The sequence below is a fragment of the Aeribacillus sp. SP014 genome (genome assembly GCF_054055575.1).
Genome location: NZ_JBSRXI010000001.1, coordinates 3,886,955 through 3,904,417, shown reverse-complemented (window position 1 = coordinate 3,904,417; position 17,463 = coordinate 3,886,955). Strand labels below are relative to the sequence as shown.

Here is a 17,463-nt window from a genome sequence, read left to right as displayed (position 1 = left end):
TATGATACAGTTCCTGATTATAGAAATCTTATGGCAATTCTCTTTTTTTGTTGAAACCATCTCTTAGATGAGGAAAAGGTGGTTGGAAACATTGCTTCGTAAGCTGTTGGGGTATAATCACCGGAAGAATGTTTCAGGAAGAACTTGCTAAGCAAATATGCGGCGGTGAGCGACATGTGGTGTAGCTCCTCAACTCATGAATTCGTTTCGCAAATATTCTTAAACCCTTGGGCAATCCAGTAAAAGGATTTGTCCAAGGGTTTTATGTTTGCCGAAGGAGGTTTTCATGATTTGCCTTAAAAATCTTTATACATACTTTGCAACAGTTAGTTCCCAAAACGAAAAAAAGGCGGGGGTTTTTGCATAACTAAGTTGATTTTTGATCAAGCGGTGTTGAAGGGAGGGCTTCTTTGTTTGCAAATTGTCCAATTGTAGCCGCAGGTTTAAATCCTTTTTGCCAATTGGTTCGACCAGCAGCTTGAAAATAGAATAATCGAATGGCTTTCACTCTGTTGTGTCCGTTAAAATAAAAACATTTACACTTATCTACTGAATGAATCAATTTCTTCCTGTTCCATAGAATAGCAGGAACGATTTCGAAAATCTATTAAAATATGTCTCCATCGTTAAAGGTGAACAAGCTTGAGGAAATCATGATGAGAACAAGGATTCAGTCACCTCAAAAACAATTTGACAAAAGAAAAAGCTGCTAGCCGCTTGTCAACGATGTTTTATGTTTAATTTTCATTATCAGCAATGACAAGCTGGATATTGTGTTTTTTGGCAAATTCCTGGTATTGCTCACTCGGAGCAGTGTCCGTAATAATATAATCAACCTCATCAAGACGGCAATAAGTCATTAAAGCGTATTTATCAAATTTATCATGATCTACCAATAAATAAACTTGTTCACTTCTTCTGACAATTGTTTGTTTTATTTCGCTTTCAAGCGGGGAAGAGTTCGTTACGCCATTTGAAATGGAGATGCCGGTTGATGCCATGAAAGCTTTATTAATATTGTAGCTTTGTAATATATCCATATTTTTGAGACTGACGAACGATTTCGTTTTACGTTCAAATACTCCACCTGTTGTCAGAACGTTTAAGTTTGGATAAGGGTACGAATTTATAATAAAGTCCAAATTGTTTGTGATGATCGTAACCTGTTTTGTTTGCAAATATTCCACCATTTCCAATGTTGTTGTTCCCGAATCAATATAAATAATATCGCCGTCCTCAACATATTTTGCGGCTGCTTTGGCAACGGCTTTTTTCTGCTTTTGATTGCGGGTTTGTCTGACCGTAAATGATTCTAATGTTGTATGATTAACAGCAACTCCTCCGTACACCTTTTTGATCGTTCCCCGTTCAACTAATTGTTGAACATCGCGCCGGATGGTGTTTTTTGACACATTGAATTCCTTAACAAGTTCGTCCAACGAAACGGTTTGATGTTCAAAAACATATTTTTCTATTTGTTCTATTCGTTTAGATTTTAACATGTGGATCCCTCTTGCTTTCTTTAGTTTTCACTGGCTAATATTTGAAACAAATTATAAAGTTAACCAAAACTTAACCATCAACGTTAATTATATCTATATTACCCTATAAGTTCAATAATAATGAAGATTTAGCCGATTAGTCGCAGAAATATTTTTAAATTTTTGTTGACTGAAAACGCTTTTAATATTATCATAAAAATCGAGATATAACCAAAATATAACTAATATATAACAATAATATCATCAATTTTTTTAAAAACATACCAACTATTTATGATCAACTAGTGTTGATGAATTAAGGGGGACAGAAAATGTCTAACGCATTAAAATTAAAAAATTACATTAATGGCGAATGGGTTGAAAGTAAAGCAACAAAATATGAAGATGTTTACAATCCTGCTACTAAAGAAGTAATTGGCCAAGTTCCTCTTTCTACAAAAGAGGAAGTGGATGAAGCTGTAGAAGTTGCCAAAAAAGCTTTTGAGGAATGGAAAAACGTCCCTGTTCCTCGCCGTGCAAGAATCCTATTTAATTTTCAGCAGCTGTTAATAAAGCATAGGGAAGAATTAGCGCGGATCATTACGATTGAAAATGGAAAAAGTTATTCTGAAGCATTAGGAGAAGTCCAGCGCGGAATAGAAAATGTAGAGTTTGCGGCAGGAGCGCCTACTTTAATGATGGGGGATTCCTTATCAACGATTGCGACTGATATTGAGGCGACCAATTACCGCTATCCGATCGGCGTGGTCGGCGGGATTACTCCGTTTAACTTCCCGATGATGGTGCCTTGCTGGATGTTCCCAATGGCAATAGCGCTTGGCAATACTTTTATATTAAAACCATCTGAAAGAACACCGCTCTTAATCGAAAAATTAGTCAACTTGTTTACAGAAGCGGGTCTTCCAAAAGGTGTATTAAATGTGGTAAATGGAGCGCATGATGTTGTCAATGGAATTTTGGATCATCCGGATATCAAAGCGATTTCGTTCGTTGGCTCCAAGCCGGTTGGCGAATACGTTTATAAACGGGCTAGTGAAAATTTAAAACGTGTTCAGGCGTTGACTGGAGCGAAAAACCATACGATTGTGTTAAAGGATGCCAACTTGGATGATGCTGTTACCAACATTATTTCTTCAGCATTCGGATCAGCAGGAGAACGATGCATGGCATGTTCAGTTGTGACGGTGGAGGAAGAAATTGCTGATCAATTTATCGCCAAGTTAAAAGAAGAAACAGAAAATATTAAAATGGGCAACGGCCTTGATGACGGTGTCTTGCTAGGACCGGTCATCCGAGAAGAAAATAAAAAACGCACGATCCGTTATATTGAAAAGGGTGTTGAAGAAGGCGCAACCTTGGTATGTGACGGACGCAATCGCGCAACTGACGACGGGTTTTTTATCGGACCTACGATTTTTGACAATGTTACAACCGATATGACCATTTGGAAGGACGAAATTTTTGCACCTGTCTTATCGATCATTCGGGTGAAACATTTAAAAGAAGCGATCGAAATTGCAAATAGATCTGAGTTTGCCAACGGCGCATGTATTTTTACAACGAACGCTCAAGCCATTCGCTATTTCCGCGAAAATATTGATGCAGGTATGCTAGGCGTTAACTTAGGAGTGCCGGCTCCAATGGCGTTCTTCCCGTTCTCCGGATGGAAGTCTTCGTTCTTTGGAACATTGCACGCCAACGGAAAAGACAGCGTTGATTTTTATACGCGCAAAAAGGTTGTCACAGCGCGCTATAAAACGCCAAGTTTTGAATAATAGATTGGTAATGTGATAGAAGATTCATCCTTCAGGCTCATTATTCAGCTTCATGAGCCTGAAAATGAATCGGAAAAGAGAGCGCGACGGCTTTGTCAAAAGCTTTAAGAAAACAATTGTTTTTTCGGTTTTCTTTCCTTTAAGAAAAAGAAAACCGCCGCCATGTGAGGGAGGTATATATGAGTCATTTGCTGCGAAAACCGAACAAGAAAGAAATCGAAAAGGGAGTAATAGTTGTTCATGAAGTAACATCAGAAAACTCTCCTTTGGAATATGTGGGATTTAAAGTCATCGATTTAGATCCGAACGCAAAATATTCGGAATTATTAGGAAACCAAGAATGCTGCATCGTCGCCTTAACGGGAAAAATTAATGTTTCAGTCGGTGATGAAAATTTCAAAAATTTAGGTACGCGGGAAAGTGTTTTTGAAAAGATCCCGACGGACAGCGTATATGTTTCCAATCAGCGCCATTTTGAGGTTGAAGGAGTAACAAAAGCGCGCGTTGCCTTATGCTATTCCCCGTCTGAACGTCAGCTGCCTACGAAATGGATTAAAGCAGAAAATGTAGGAATCGAGCATAGGGGGATACTTAACAATAAACGTTTTGTCCACAATATTTTGCCTGATTCAGATCCAAGTGCGAATAGTCTTTTAGTGGTGGAAGTGTTTACGGAAAGCGGCAATTGGTCAAGCTATCCTCCGCATAAGCATGACCGTGATAACTTACCAAATGAGTCGCTATTGGAAGAGACCTATTATCATGAAATGGATCCGCCTCAAGGATTCGTTTTTCAGCGAGTTTATACGGACGATCGTTCACTAGATGAAACGATGACAGTTGAAAACGGTGATGTTGTCATCGTGCCGAAAGGATATCATCCGGTCGGCGTACCAGACGGTTATACCTCTTATTATTTAAATGTTATGGCAGGCCCGAAACGGATTTGGAAATTTTACAATGACCCTGATCATGAATGGATATTGAAACGTTAAAAAATACAAGGAGCTGTTTATCAAAGATGAGATATGATTTCAATACCGACAGAGAATTTGACATCATTGCAATTGGCCGTGCATGCATTGATTTAAACGCTGTGGAATACAACCGTCCGATGGAAGAAACGATGACTTTTACAAAATATGTTGGAGGCTCTCCGGCTAATATTGCCATTGGCTGTTCAAAATTAGGGCTGAAGGCTGGATTCATCGGAAAAATTTCAGACGATCAGCATGGCCGTTTTATTGAGCAATATATGCGCAATGTTGGGGTTGACACATCCCATATGGTCGTTGATCAGGAGGGGCATAAAACCGGATTGGCTTTTACAGAAATTAAAAGTCCGGAAGACTGCAGCATCTTAATGTATCGTGAAAATGTAGCAGACCTCTATTTGAAACCGTCCGAGGTAGATGAGGAATATATCAAAAGATCCAAAATTTTGCTTGTTTCCGGTACGGCGCTATCTAAAAGCCCTTCGAGAGAAGCTGTTTTGAAAGCGATCTCTCTGGCGAAAAAACATGATGTGAAAGTCATATTTGAATTGGATTATCGCCCGTACACTTGGATATCTACTGATGAAACTTCTGTTTATTATTCATTGGTGGCGGGAAAAGGCAGACGTTGTGATCGGCACCCGCGACGAATACGATATCATGGAAGGAACAAAAGACGGGAAAAACGAGGAGACCGTTCGCTATTTGTTTCAGCATTCGCCCGACCTGATTATCATTAAGCATGGCGTTGAAGGCTCTTATGCGTATGCGAAATCAGGTGAAACATTTCAAGCGAATGCTTATCGGACAAAAGTATTAAAAACGTTCGGTGCAGGGGATGCATACGCTTCAGCCTTCTTGTATGCGCTAATTACAGGCAAGGACATTGAGACGGCTTTAAAATACGGGAGCGCCTCAGCCGCTATTGTCGTCAGCAGACACAGCTCTTCTGATGCAATGCCGAAAGCGGAAGAAATCGAACAACTCATTGCCGAAAGATCATAATTGAATACGATCAGGGGTGAAAAAGATGGGAACTATCCGGCTCACAACAGCTCAAGCTTTAATCAAATTTTTAAACCAACAATACATTCACGTTGATGGTAAAGAATTTCCCTTTGTGGAAGGAATCTTCAATGTGTTCGGACATGGCAATGTTTTAGGAATTGGTCAGGCGCTTGAGCAAGATCCCGGCCATTTAAAAGTAATTCAAGGGAAAAATGAACAAGGAATGGCGCATGCAGCCATTGCTTACAGCAAACAAATGCTTCGGCAAAAAATATTTGCCGTCACCACGTCGGTTGGACCGGGGTCGGCCAACTTGGTCGCGGCAGCGGGTACAGCTCTTTCCAATAATATTCCCGTCCTTCTGCTCCCTGCAGATTCCTTTGCAACCCGCCAGCCTGATCCTGTTTTGCAGCAAGTGGAACATGAATATAGTACGGCGGTGACAACCAATGATGCGCTCAAGCCCGTATCAAGATATTGGGATCGGATCACACGCCCTGAACAGTTGATGTCAAGTTTAATCAGAGCTTTTGAAGTGATGACAGATCCGGCCAAAGCGGGTCCTGCGACCATCTGCATTTCGCAAGATGCCGAAGGGGAAGCGTTTGATTTTGATGAGAAATTTTTTGAAAAACGGGTGCACTATCTTGACCGCAAATTGCCGACTGATCGAGAGCTAAAGGGAGCTGCAGAATTAATAAAATCAAGCAAAAAACCACTTATCATTGTGGGCGGCGGTGCAAAATACTCCCAAGCGAGGGATATTTTAATCAAGCTTTCCGAGAAGCACGATATTCCGCTTGTCGAAACGCAAGCCGGAAAATCGACAGTCGAATCAACATTTAAAAATAATTTGGGCGGAATCGGAGTAACCGGAACATTAGCTGCCAATAAAGCGGCTAAAGAAGCGGATTTGATTATTGGAGTGGGAACAAGATATACAGATTTTACGACTTCGTCGAAAACAGCGTTCAATTTTGAACAGGCAAAGTTTTTGAACATTAATGTCAGCCGTTTGCAGGCCTATAAAATGGATGGTTTTCAAGTAGTCGCAGACGCCAAAACAACTTTGGAGCTGTTATTCCCGCTGTTGGACGGGTATAAAAGCGAATTCGGAGATCAAATTGTCGAATTAAAAGAGGAGTGGCTGAGAGAGCGCGACCGTTTAAGCAAGATAGTGTTTGACAGGGAAAACTTTACACCGGAAATAAAAGATCAGTTTTCCCAAGAAGTGCTGAATGAATATGCAGATGCGTTAAATACAGAATTGGCGCAGACCACTGCATTATTGGCGATTAATGAAGCGGTTTCGCCTGACAGTATCATCATCGGTTCAGCTGGTTCATTGCCTGGAGATCTTCAACGCTTATGGCATTCAACAGAACCTAACACATACCATATGGAATACGGGTATTCGTGTATGGGATATGAAGTGTCGGGTGCTTTAGGAATCAAGCTTGCGCAGCCTGACAAAGAAGTTTATGCCATGGTGGGCGACGGCAGCTTCCTCATGCTGCATTCTGAATTGGTTACAGCCATTCAATATAATCATAAAATTAATATTTTGCTGTTTGACAACTCAGGATTTGGCTGTATTAGCAACCTGCAAATGGGCAATGGAATGGGAAGCTATTATTGCGAATTCCGAACACATGACAATCAAATCATGAACATTGATTATGCAAAAGTGGCTGAAGGCTACGGAGCCAAAACTTACCGTGCCAATACAGTCGAAGAATTGAAAGCAGCATTAGAAGATGCCAAGAAACAAAATGTATCTACTTTAATAGAAATGAAAGTGCTTCCAAAGACCATGACAAATGGCTATGAAAGCTGGTGGCATGTCGGGGTTGCGGAAGTCTCTGAAAAGGAAAGTGTGCAAAAAGCATTTAAAGAAAAACAAGAAAATTTAAAAACTGCCAAACAATATTAAAGAAGGAGACAAACAATGGGAGAGCAAGACATCTTATGGGGAATTTCGCCGATCGGCTGGAGAAATGATGATATACCGGAAATCGGAGCTGAAAATACGTTGCAGCACCTTTTAAGCGACATTGTTGTCGCAGGTTTTGAAGGCACCGAAGTTGGCGGCTTTTTCCCTGAGCCGAAAGTGTTAAACAAGGAATTGAAGCTGCGAAACTTAAAAATAGCAGGACGGTGGTTTAGCAGTTTTATTATCCGCGACGGCATAGAAGAAGCTAAACGGGCTTTCCATCAGCATTGTCAATACTTGTATGAAGTTCATGCAGATGTGGCAGTAGTTTCTGAGCAGACTTACAGCATTCAAGGTACCGATAAAAATGTTTTTTCCGAAAAGCCGCACTTTACAGATGCCGAGTGGACCCAATTATGCGAAGGCCTGAACGAACTGGGAAAAATCGCTGTGCAGTACGGTTTGAAATTAGTTTATCACCATCATATGGGAACGGGGGTTCAAACCCTTCCGGAGATTGATCGGTTAATGGAAAACACTGATGCAAACTACGTGCACCTGCTCTATGACACAGGCCACATCTATGTTTCCGATGAAGATTGCCAGCAGCTATTAAACAAGCATATTGACCGCATAAAACACGTGCACTTTAAAGATGTAAGAAAAAAGATAATGGAGGAGTGCAAAAAAGAAGGAAAATCATTCATGAATTCCTTCTTAAGCGGAATCTTTACGGTACCAGGGGACGGCTGCATTGATTTTACCGTACTTTATCAAAAACTATTGGACCATCAATACAAAGGATGGATTATCGTTGAAGCCGAACAAGATCCGTCAATAGCCCATCCATTGGAATACGCTTTAATTGCTCGTAAGTATATAAATGAAAAATTATTAAACAACTCTTAAGCAGGGCATGGAGGATGAAACAAACAACAGTTTCGCTCTTTAAAAAAATGTCACCCGTTAATCGAAACAATCGATTCGTAACTTTGATTGTAATGGGATGCTGGGCGGTCATGATTTTACCTTTGCCGTTCAGAAAATTTTGTGAAAGGTGATCAAAATGGAAAAAGTAAAGTGGGGAATTATGAGTGCAGCTAATATTGCTTACGAGCAGCTTCTTCCTGCCCTGAGACAATCCTCTCGTTCCGAAGTTGTAGCGATTGCGAGCAGAAGCAAAGAAAAAGTCGCCCGATTCAATATTCCAAAGGTTTATAGTGATTACGATCAATTGTTAGAAGATGAATCGATTGATGTAGTTTATATTCCTCTTCCAAATGCCCTGCACGCCGAATGGGCAATAAAAGCTGCACAGAAGGGAAAGCATATTTTAGTAGAAAAGCCTGCAGCTGTTAGTACGAAAGAATTATTGAAGGTTCAGGAAGCTGTAGAGCAAAACAACGTAATTTTTATGGAAGCCTTTATGTATCAATTCCATAAACAACATGCACGTGTAAAGGATTTATTGGCTTCGGGGATGATCGGAAGCATATTGCATGTAAAATCACATTTTTCTTGGAGTTTGCAAGACCGGGATGATATTCGTTTAAACCCCGCATTAGGCGGAGGAGCTATGTGGGATGTCGGGTGTTACGGAGTTCATGCGATGAGCCAGATCATCGGAATAAAACCAGAGAAAGTTGTTATGTTGGGGGAAGTTGACCCTGAACATAAAGTGGATATGTTATCAACTTGTATTTTTGTAGATGAGTTTGGAAGAACAGCCGAAATTACCGCCAGCATGAAGCTGCCATTTATTAATCGGTATGAAATTATAGGAGAGCGTGGAACCATTTTAGTAGATTCCTCTTTTCGGCCTGATGTGTCATCAGATCAAAAGGGCAAAGTAATTGTAAAAGATGATAATAACGAAATAATACTGTTTGAAACATATAAAGATAATCAGTATTTCAATCAAGTGGAGCATGTAAATGATTGCATTATCAACGGAAAACAACCAGTTTATGGAATCCGAAATTCTATTCAAGTTATTCATTATATAGAAAAAGGTTATGAATCTTTGCGCAATCAATCCGTAGTAACAAGTCTAAATAAATTTTAGGAAGGTAATGAAAATGAACAGAAAAATTCGCTGTGCAGTGATCGGGCTAGGACGTCTTGGGTATTGGCATGCTGTAAACGTTAAGACAAAAATCCAATCCGCCGAACTAGTATACATTTGTGATAGAAATGAAGAGCTTGCCAAAAAAGTTTCCATAGAATTAGATGTTCCTAACTTCACTACAAATCCAAGTGATATTTTTTCAAATGATCGGATTGAGGCTGTTATCATTGCTTCTCCTACGAGTACGCATTTTGAACTGTTGAAGGAAGCAGCTTTTAGCAATAAAGCAGTTTTTGTTGAAAAACCGCTTGTCAGCAATTTAGACGAAGCGAAAGAAATTTTTGAAATAATGAAGCGGCATAGCACAATTTGTCAGGTCGGCTTTATGAGACGGTTCGATCCAGCGTACGCTGAAGCCAAAAAAAGAATTTTAAGAGGAGATATCGGAAAACCAATTTATTTTCGGGGAATTTCCCGCGATCCAGCATCGCCTCCTGAAGAATTTATAAAAAATAGCGGCGGTATATTTATTGATATGGCCATTCATGATTTTGACATTGCAAGGTATTTAATGGAATCAGACGTTGAAGCAGTATCAGCTCACGGCAAAGTTTTAAAATATCCGTTTATGTCCAAATATCAAGATGTGGATCAATCTCTCTGTTATTTAGAATTTGAATCGGGAGCCGTTGGTGACGTTGAATCCAGCAGAAATGCCCATTATGGCTATGATATACGTGCGGAAGTAATAGGTACGGAAGGAACTATTTTTATTGGCGGCTTGCGTCAACATAACATTCAAGTTTTGACCAGTTCTGGCGCAGTTCATGATATTGTTCAAGATTTTCCGACTAGATTTAAAGACGCCTATTATCTCGAGCTGGAAGACTTTTTTAATGCTTTACTAGAGGGGTATCAACCTAAAGTAACTGTTGAAGATGGAGTAAAAGCTCAAGAAATTGCTGTTGCGGCACAAGAATCGTTTTTTAAGCAAGAAAAAGTTTCCTTGAAAACATCTAAAATATTATGATTTTGTCTTCAGAATAGCTGTTGATTCTCTTAATAGATTAGTTCCTATACGCAGAGAAAGGAGGAAAAAACATTGGCTAGTGCTGAAGGAAGCCTACTGGTGATGAAGGGCATTAAAAAAAGCTTTTCAAATAATCATGTTTTGAAGGGCATTGATTTTGAAGTGAAACCTGGGGAAGTTCATGTGCTGTTAGGTGAAAATGGGGCTGGTAAATCAACGTTGATTAAAATTTTGACGGGAGCCTATCAAAAAGATGAAGGAGAAATTTATTGGGAAGGCCAGCCGGTTCAAATCAGCTCACCTTTGGATGCCATGCAGCTTGGAATAGCAACGATATACCAAGAACTAAACGTGATTCCAGAGCTGAAAGTCTATGAAAATATATTTTTAGGCCGGGAAATTAAAGGGAATGGAAAACTTTCATTTATCAACCACAAACAAATGAAAGAAAGCGCGAAGCAATTTTTGCAGATGCTTGGACAAGATCCAGCTATTGCAGAGCAGCCGCTCGGTTACTTAGGAATAGGTCAGCAGCAGCTAGTCGAAATTGCGAAAGCTCTTACTTTAGATGCGAAATTAATTATCATGGACGAACCAACAGCGAGTTTGAGCCAGTCGGAGGTAGAACAGTTATATAAAACGGTCGAACAATTAAAAGAAAAAGGAATTGCTATCATATTTATTTCTCATAGACTTGAAGAAATTAAACGAATTGGCGATCGAATCACTATTTTAAGAGACGGCTTTAAAATCGATACACTTCCAGTAAAGACAACGAGCACGGATCATTGGATTGAACTGATGGTAGGTAGAACTCTTGAAGAAAAATATCCAAAACAAACCTTTACGTTAGGGGAAGAAGGCTTTAGAGTCGAAGATTTAAAAGTTAGCGGCTTTAAAGAACCTGTCAGCTTTAGTATTCGCCGCGGCGAAATTGTCGGTATTTCCGGACTTGTTGGTGCCGGCAGAACGGAGCTGGCAAGAGCCATTTTTGGTGCAGATAAAAAGGAAAAAGGCAAGATCTATGTTGACGGAAAATTAGTCGACATTAAATCACCTAGGGACGCCATCTCTGCCGGAATAGCCTTTATTACAGAGGATAGAAAAAGTGAAGGTTTGCTGCTGGATCAACCGTTATACATGAACATTGTCCTTGCTAATATGGATAACTTTAGAAAAAAGAGCAAATTAATAGATTTGAAAAAAATCAAGCAGGGAGCCATGGACTATGTAAAAGAATTGAAAATCCGCCCGGGAAATATTGAACTGAATGCAAGAAAGCTGAGCGGAGGAAACCAGCAAAAAGTCGTTATAGCCAAATGGCTTTGTACAAAAGCGAAAGTCTTTATATTTGATGAACCGACACGTGGTATCGACGTTGGCGCTAAAGTGGAAGTATATCGGTTGATGAATCAATTAGTTGAAAATGGAGCCATCGTTTTAATGATTTCGTCTGATTTGCCGGAAATTTTGGGAATGTGCGATCGCGTACTGGTGATGTCTGAAGGAAAAATAACAGCAGACTTTCCTATTAATGAAGCTTCGCAAGAGAAGATCATGAAAGCGGCTACAGGAGGGAGTAATTGATGAGAGAGTTAGCGGTGAACAGCTCGGAAACGAATGTTGAAAAGAAATCTGTCAAGCATTATCTTAGTAAGTTTGGCGCTCTGATCGGGCTTATCATTTTATGTACAGTTCTCACGATTCTATCGGATAAGTTTTTAACCATCAACAACATCATGAATATCGCCAGACAGTCATCCATTAATGCATTGTTGGCTTTAGGGATGCTCTTGCCGATTTTGACTGCAGGTATCGACTTATCGGTCGGATCCATTTTAGCTATTTCAATCATGTTAATGGGGATTGTTTCCGTTAATATGGGCATGCATCCCATTTTAGGAATTCTTGTATGCTTATTAGTTGGGTGTTTTTTTGGGTGGTTAAACGGAATATTGCTGACAAAGCTTAAATTGCCTCATCCGTTTATTTCTACTCTTGGAACAATGAACATAGCACGTGGTTTAGCGCTGATTGTAACAGCAGCTGCACCAATTGCCGGATTTCCGTATTTAAATTCAATTTTTGGGGAGAGAATTTGTCGGTCCAATTCCTGTGAGCTTTTTGCTAGTTATCGTGATGTATATCATTTTCCATATATTTTTAACTAGAACAAAAACCGGAAGATATATTTATGCAATTGGAGGAAATAAAGAAGCAGCTCATTTATCTGGAATCAATGTTGATCGTGTTCTTGTCATTGTTTATACAATCAGTGGTTTTATGGCATCGCTGGCAGGATTAGTTATGGTAGGAAGAGTAAATTCTGCCTTCCCGCTTGCAGGTTTATCATATGAGTTGGATGCCATTGCAGCGGTAATTATTGGCGGAGCAAGCTTTTTTGGTGGAGTTGGAACAGTTTGGGGAACTCTGATAGGAGCTTTAATTATTGCTGTGTTGAGAAATGGCCTTAACTTATTGAATGTTTCAGCCGATTTTCAAATGGCAGTCATAGGATTTGTTATTATAGCGGCTGTTTATGTAGATGTGATTAGACAGAGAAAAAGCAAGAAAGACTAACTTTTTTAAAAATAGTGTTAATATTTAAAATTTATTTATAAATTCAAGGGGGATGATTTTATGAAAAAATGGGTGAAATCTTTAGGTGTTGTAGCAATGGCTGCTAGCATGATTATTGCATCTGGATGTGGGGGTGAAAAATCTTCAGGGGGAAGTAGTGAGAAAGAAGGCAACGATTTAGAAGGTAAAACAATATCAGTCGTTTTAAAAACGTTAAGCAGCCCATATTGGAAATATGTAGAGGCTGGTGCGAAAGCAGCTGGAAAAGAATTGGGTGTTGAAGTAAATGTTGTAGGACCAGCTTCAGAGTCTCAAGTGATCGAACAAGTAAATATGATTGAGGACCAAATCAATCAATCGCCGGGGGCATTAGTTGTTTCGCCAACTCAGCCTTCAACTGTTGTTCCTTCACTAGAACAGGCTACACAACAGGGCATTCCTGTATTGCTCATTGATACAGACGCAGAACTGAAAGATAAAACAACATTTATTGGAACAGAAAACTTCACAGCTGGTCAGGAAGCTGGAAAATTGCTTGCATCAATGTTGAATAAAGGGGATGAAGTAGCTCTTATTAGCGGTGCTCTTGGGAACACTGCAACGGATGAGCGTATAAAAGGAGCCAAAAAGGCTTTAGAAGATGCTGGGATGAAAGTAGTAGCTGAACAACCGGCAGATAGTGATAAATCAAAAGCGATGTCAGTAATGGAGAATATATTACAGAACAATAAAAATATTAAAGGTGTATTTGCTGCAAACGATGATATGGCACTTGGAGTGCTCCGGGCAGTTGAAGCTAAAGGAATGAAAATCCCGGTCATTGGCACAGACGGTACAGTTGAAGCTGTTGAATCGATTATAGCCGGAAAATTAGCCGGAACAATTGCTCAAAGCCCTTATGACATGGGATATTTAGGAGTTGAAAATGCAATTAAAGCTATAAAAGGTGAAAAAGTTGAAAAAAGAATTGACAGCGGCATTGATGTCATCACAAAAGAAAATGCGCAAGAAAAATTAGAATTCTTGAAAAGCATTACGAAAGAATAAATTTTTGTTAACTGATGAAAAGATGGTTGTTCGCAACAACAAGTGTGTCGGACACGTAAAACCATTAAATAGCTCGAGCTTCTTTAGCTCGAGCTCATTAATATAATGATCCTTTATTTACTTAAATAAAAAACTTTTAATGATGAGCAAGCAGATTTCATCATGCCAAATGATGGTCATTTTCTTGGTGAAAATGGAGGAGATCGGAACATGATAAACATTGGAATTATTGGAGCAGGGAGAATCGGGCGGCTGCATGCAGAAAACATGCAGCATATACCAAATGTAAAGATTAAAGGAATATCGGATGTAATGATTGCTCAAATGGAAGATTGGGCAAAAGAAAAGAACATTTCAATAGTTACGGATAATTATGAGGATCTTTTACGTGATCCGGAAATCCATGCCATTTTTGTTTGCTCTCCAACTTCTACGCATGCCGAAATTATTAAAAAGGCTGCGGCGGCCGGTAAGCATATCTTTTGTGAAAAACCGGTTAGTTTTTCAGTTGAAGAAACAGTAGAGGTAATTAATGAAGTTGAAAAGGCTGGCGTCAAATTTCAAGTAGGATTTAACAGACGCTTTGATCCGAATTTTAAAAGGCTACACGATCTTGTTCAACAAGGACAAATTGGAACACCTCATATTTTAAAAATTACTTCAAGGGATCCAAAACCGCCAACCATTGATTACGTGCGGACTTCAGGCGGTTTATTTATGGATATGATGATCCACGATTTCGATATGGCTCGTTATATTGTAAACAGTGAAGTAGTTGAAGTTTTTGCTCAAGGAGCCGTTTTAATAGATTCAGAAATTGGCAAAGCCGGTGATATCGACACGGCGGTTGTAACACTAAAATTTGAAAATGGTGCATTAGGTGTCATTGATAATAGCAGACAGGCCGTTTATGGATATGATCAGAGAGTAGAAATTTTTGGAGATAAAGGGGCGGCAACTGCTGATAATTGCCGGCCGACAACAGTTGAATTATCAACATCTGACCATGTTGTGAAGGATAAACCGCTCTATTTCTTTCTTGAACGTTATTCCGAAGCCTATATTGAAGAAGTTAAGCAATTTGTTCATGCTTGCATGGATAATGAATCTGTTTTGTGCAGTGGATTTGATGGCTTGCAAGCACAAAGAATTGCCAAAGCTGCGCAAGAGTCATTTGAAAAAGGAGTACCGGTGAAAGTCGAGTTTTAACAAACCATTTAAGAAAAAAATTCGTTGTTTTTCATTGAACATTTTGTATAGAAAACGTAATAGCAAGTACAGATTTTCCCCAGAAAATAGTCGGTATAGGAAAAGGATGATGAATAAATGCCTTTAGTGACAATGCGAGAGATTTTCGCAAGTGCAGAAGAGGATAATTTTGGAATCGGTGCATTTAGTGTTGCAAATATGGAAATGGTTATGGGGGCGATCCAAGCGGCAGAGGAATTAAGATCGCCCATTATATTGCAAATTGCCGAAGTTCGTTTGAAGCATTCTCCACTTCATTTAATCGGCCCATTAATGGTTGAAGCTGCGAAACAATCTGTTGTCCCAGTAGCAGTTCATTTTGATCACGGTTTAACTTATGAAAAAATCAAGCAGGCACTTGATATCGGCTTTACATCTGTCATGTATGATGGATCACATTTACCTTTAAAAGAAAATATAGAAAAGACAAAAGAAATTGTTAAACTGGCGAACTTCTACGGTGCAACCGTTGAAGCTGAGATTGGAAGAGTCGGAGGAAGCGAAGATGGGTCAGAAGATATCGAAATAACTATTACAGGGGTTGAAGAAGCTGAGAAATTTGCGGAAGAAACAAAAGTAGATGCATTAGCAATTGCAATCGGGAACGCCCACGGCGTATATAAAGGTGAACCAAATTTGCGGTTTGACCGTTTGAAGGAAATTGATGAGCGAGTTGAAATACCGCTTGTATTGCACGGTGGATCGGGAATCGAAGAGAATGATTTTAAAGAATGCATTAAGTTAGGAATTAGAAAAATTAATGTTGCTACTTCAACCTTCAACAATGTTATCAATCATATAAATAAAAATGTCCAATCTTCTTGCTATACAGATTATTTTGTGTTTCATCAAGATGTTATCCGTGCCGCATATGAAAATGTCAAATACCATATTGAGATTTTCGGAAGCTCCAATCGAATAGAAAAATTGATGCAAAAAATATAGTTTTCTGTACGCTTATTCCCAAAAGATTTATTCCTGCCGGGGAATCGAAAAGCTCATCCAAGAAAATATGGAGAAACTGGCAAATTTTCTTTACCCAAGCCGAAAGCAGTCATTGCGGATGCAGGATATGGCAGTGAAGAAAACTATATGCAGTTGGTGTTGAGAAAGAGCCTCGATTTGATTTTCTGATTCCTTATGGAACCTATGTACAAGAACAACACACAAATACAAAAAGGACACAAAAATGCGAAAAACTGGACGTATTGTGAGCAAGATAATTGTTTTATCTGCCCAAATGGAAGAAGAGTTGCGTTTAAAAAATACCAAAACAAAAAGGACCCGTCTGGTTATGAGCAAAGCTTCAAAATCTTGAATGTGAAGACTGTAGTCATTGCCCTCTAAAATCAAAATGCAAGAAAGTCAAAGGGAACTGTAAAATTATTACAATAAAAGGATATGTAGGGTGCATGTAATAAAATTTGACCACTTTTTTGAGAACTGGTCTATAGAATAAGTGAGGACTACTTCCTTACTAAGAAGAAAGGAGGTAGTCCTTTTTTGTAGTCAAATTTCCTATCGAAAAGTACTGTTAGAAGGATTGAAAATTTAACTAAATTTGATGAGCTAATCCATGCATTACACAAACTTTTTTGTTCATTCCTTCGTACAAAAATCCTATAAATCAATCCATCTTATCTAAAGGAGGTTTATTATGGGAATTTTAAGCGATAATCCAAAAGAAGAGCCAATGCACTACGGAGAAATATTTGGCGTATGGTCGTATTTACAAACGGCTAAAGGATTTGTTGCCGGATATCCGGTTTAGTTTGTTACCAAACTAGGGATTCTTTGGCTGAGAATGGCAATATCAAGGTGTTTATGACTTCGTAATTAATCGTACTTGGCTGTTCTCGGATATGCGGAATTTACAAACCTATATGAATAAACAGAAACGTTAATAAAACGTCATATAAAGCTTCATGTTCTTACTTTTACAGACAGATTCTCTATCCCAATACGAAAAACGTTGCTCTGAAACATCGTCCAATTCAATGTAACTGGACACATTTTGGAGATTTTCAGCGTGAAGAAAATCCGATTGTATTAGCGGATCGAATTTTTTTCCGGCTGACTTGATTACATCGGCTAACAATCAAAAGGGTTATTTGAACTTGAGGCTGGCTATAATCTTTCCTTTCCATCCGTGTGTCGGAACAGGTAAAATAGATGATCGATGGAAATTATCGAAAAAAGAATGAAGATGGAAGAAGTCGATTAAAAAGGAATTAAATGATAAGTGAAAACTTTTAAAAAACGCACCTGAAAAAAAGA

12 protein-coding genes and 3 pseudogenes are annotated in these 17,463 nt (G+C 39.1%); 13 read left to right on the top strand and 2 right to left on the bottom strand.

Annotation, left to right across the window (positions count from 1 at the left end):
- Positions 1–367 precede the first annotated feature (367 nt).
- Positions 368–508, bottom strand: a complete 141-nt coding sequence (locus tag ACVIJU_RS19005) for a hypothetical protein (RefSeq protein WP_327863433.1) — start codon at positions 506–508, stop codon at positions 368–370.
- A 229-nt stretch (positions 509–737) separates the two neighbouring features.
- Complete coding sequence (locus tag ACVIJU_RS19000) at positions 738–1,502, bottom strand: DeoR/GlpR family DNA-binding transcription regulator (RefSeq protein WP_456687904.1); 765 nt, start codon at positions 1,500–1,502, stop codon at positions 738–740.
- Between the two features lie 311 nt (positions 1,503–1,813).
- Between ACVIJU_RS19000 and iolA the strand changes: the two genes are divergently transcribed.
- The 13 genes and pseudogenes from iolA to ACVIJU_RS18935 all read left to right on the top strand — a co-directional run.
- Positions 1,814–3,277 (top strand): methylmalonate-semialdehyde dehydrogenase, encoded by a 1,464-nt coding sequence (iolA, locus tag ACVIJU_RS18995; RefSeq protein WP_063387635.1) that lies wholly within the window; start codon positions 1,814–1,816, stop codon positions 3,275–3,277.
- Between the two features lie 179 nt (positions 3,278–3,456).
- Positions 3,457–4,272 (top strand): 5-deoxy-glucuronate isomerase, encoded by an 816-nt coding sequence (iolB, locus tag ACVIJU_RS18990; RefSeq protein ID WP_063387634.1) that lies wholly within the window; start codon positions 3,457–3,459, stop codon positions 4,270–4,272.
- Positions 4,273–4,298: 26 nt separating this feature from the next.
- A pseudogene (iolC, locus tag ACVIJU_RS18985) lies at positions 4,299–5,277 on the top strand (5-dehydro-2-deoxygluconokinase).
- Positions 5,278–5,302: 25 nt separating this feature from the next.
- Positions 5,303–7,213: a 3D-(3,5/4)-trihydroxycyclohexane-1,2-dione acylhydrolase (decyclizing) gene (gene iolD / locus ACVIJU_RS18980; RefSeq protein WP_456687903.1), complete on the top strand. Its 1,911-nt coding sequence runs from the start codon at positions 5,303–5,305 to the stop codon at positions 7,211–7,213.
- Positions 7,214–7,228: 15 nt separating this feature from the next.
- The gene (gene iolE / locus ACVIJU_RS18975) at positions 7,229–8,122 is read left to right on the top strand and encodes a myo-inosose-2 dehydratase (protein WP_063387631.1); all 894 of its coding nucleotides are present in this window, start codon (positions 7,229–7,231) and stop codon (positions 8,120–8,122) included.
- 157 nt (positions 8,123–8,279) lie between these two features.
- A complete protein-coding gene (locus tag ACVIJU_RS18970) occupies positions 8,280–9,278 on the top strand; it encodes a Gfo/Idh/MocA family protein (RefSeq protein ID WP_117017313.1) in 999 nt (332 codons plus the stop codon).
- Positions 9,279–9,291: 13 nt separating this feature from the next.
- Positions 9,292–10,311: an inositol 2-dehydrogenase gene (gene iolG, locus ACVIJU_RS18965; RefSeq protein WP_063387629.1), complete on the top strand. Its 1,020-nt coding sequence runs from the start codon at positions 9,292–9,294 to the stop codon at positions 10,309–10,311.
- 102 nt (positions 10,312–10,413) lie between these two features.
- Positions 10,414–11,898, top strand: a complete 1,485-nt coding sequence (locus tag ACVIJU_RS18960) for a sugar ABC transporter ATP-binding protein (protein ID WP_327873450.1) — start codon at positions 10,414–10,416, stop codon at positions 11,896–11,898.
- Positions 11,898–12,891 (top strand): annotated as a pseudogene (locus ACVIJU_RS18955) (ABC transporter permease). The gene ACVIJU_RS18960 and the pseudogene ACVIJU_RS18955 overlap by 1 nt, the downstream one beginning before the upstream one ends.
- A gap of 60 nt (positions 12,892–12,951) precedes the next feature.
- A complete protein-coding gene (locus tag ACVIJU_RS18950) occupies positions 12,952–13,938 on the top strand; it encodes a sugar ABC transporter substrate-binding protein (protein ID WP_063387627.1) in 987 nt (328 codons plus the stop codon).
- Between the two features lie 210 nt (positions 13,939–14,148).
- The gene (iolG, locus tag ACVIJU_RS18945) at positions 14,149–15,147 is read left to right on the top strand and encodes an inositol 2-dehydrogenase (RefSeq protein WP_242009336.1); all 999 of its coding nucleotides are present in this window, start codon (positions 14,149–14,151) and stop codon (positions 15,145–15,147) included.
- 117 nt (positions 15,148–15,264) lie between these two features.
- A complete protein-coding gene (locus tag ACVIJU_RS18940; RefSeq protein ID WP_063387626.1) occupies positions 15,265–16,131 on the top strand; it encodes a class II fructose-bisphosphate aldolase in 867 nt (288 codons plus the stop codon).
- 712 nt (positions 16,132–16,843) lie between these two features.
- Positions 16,844–16,948 (top strand): annotated as a pseudogene (locus ACVIJU_RS18935) (DUF3231 family protein); the annotation flags it as partial.
- Positions 16,949–17,463: the final 515 nt, after the last annotated feature.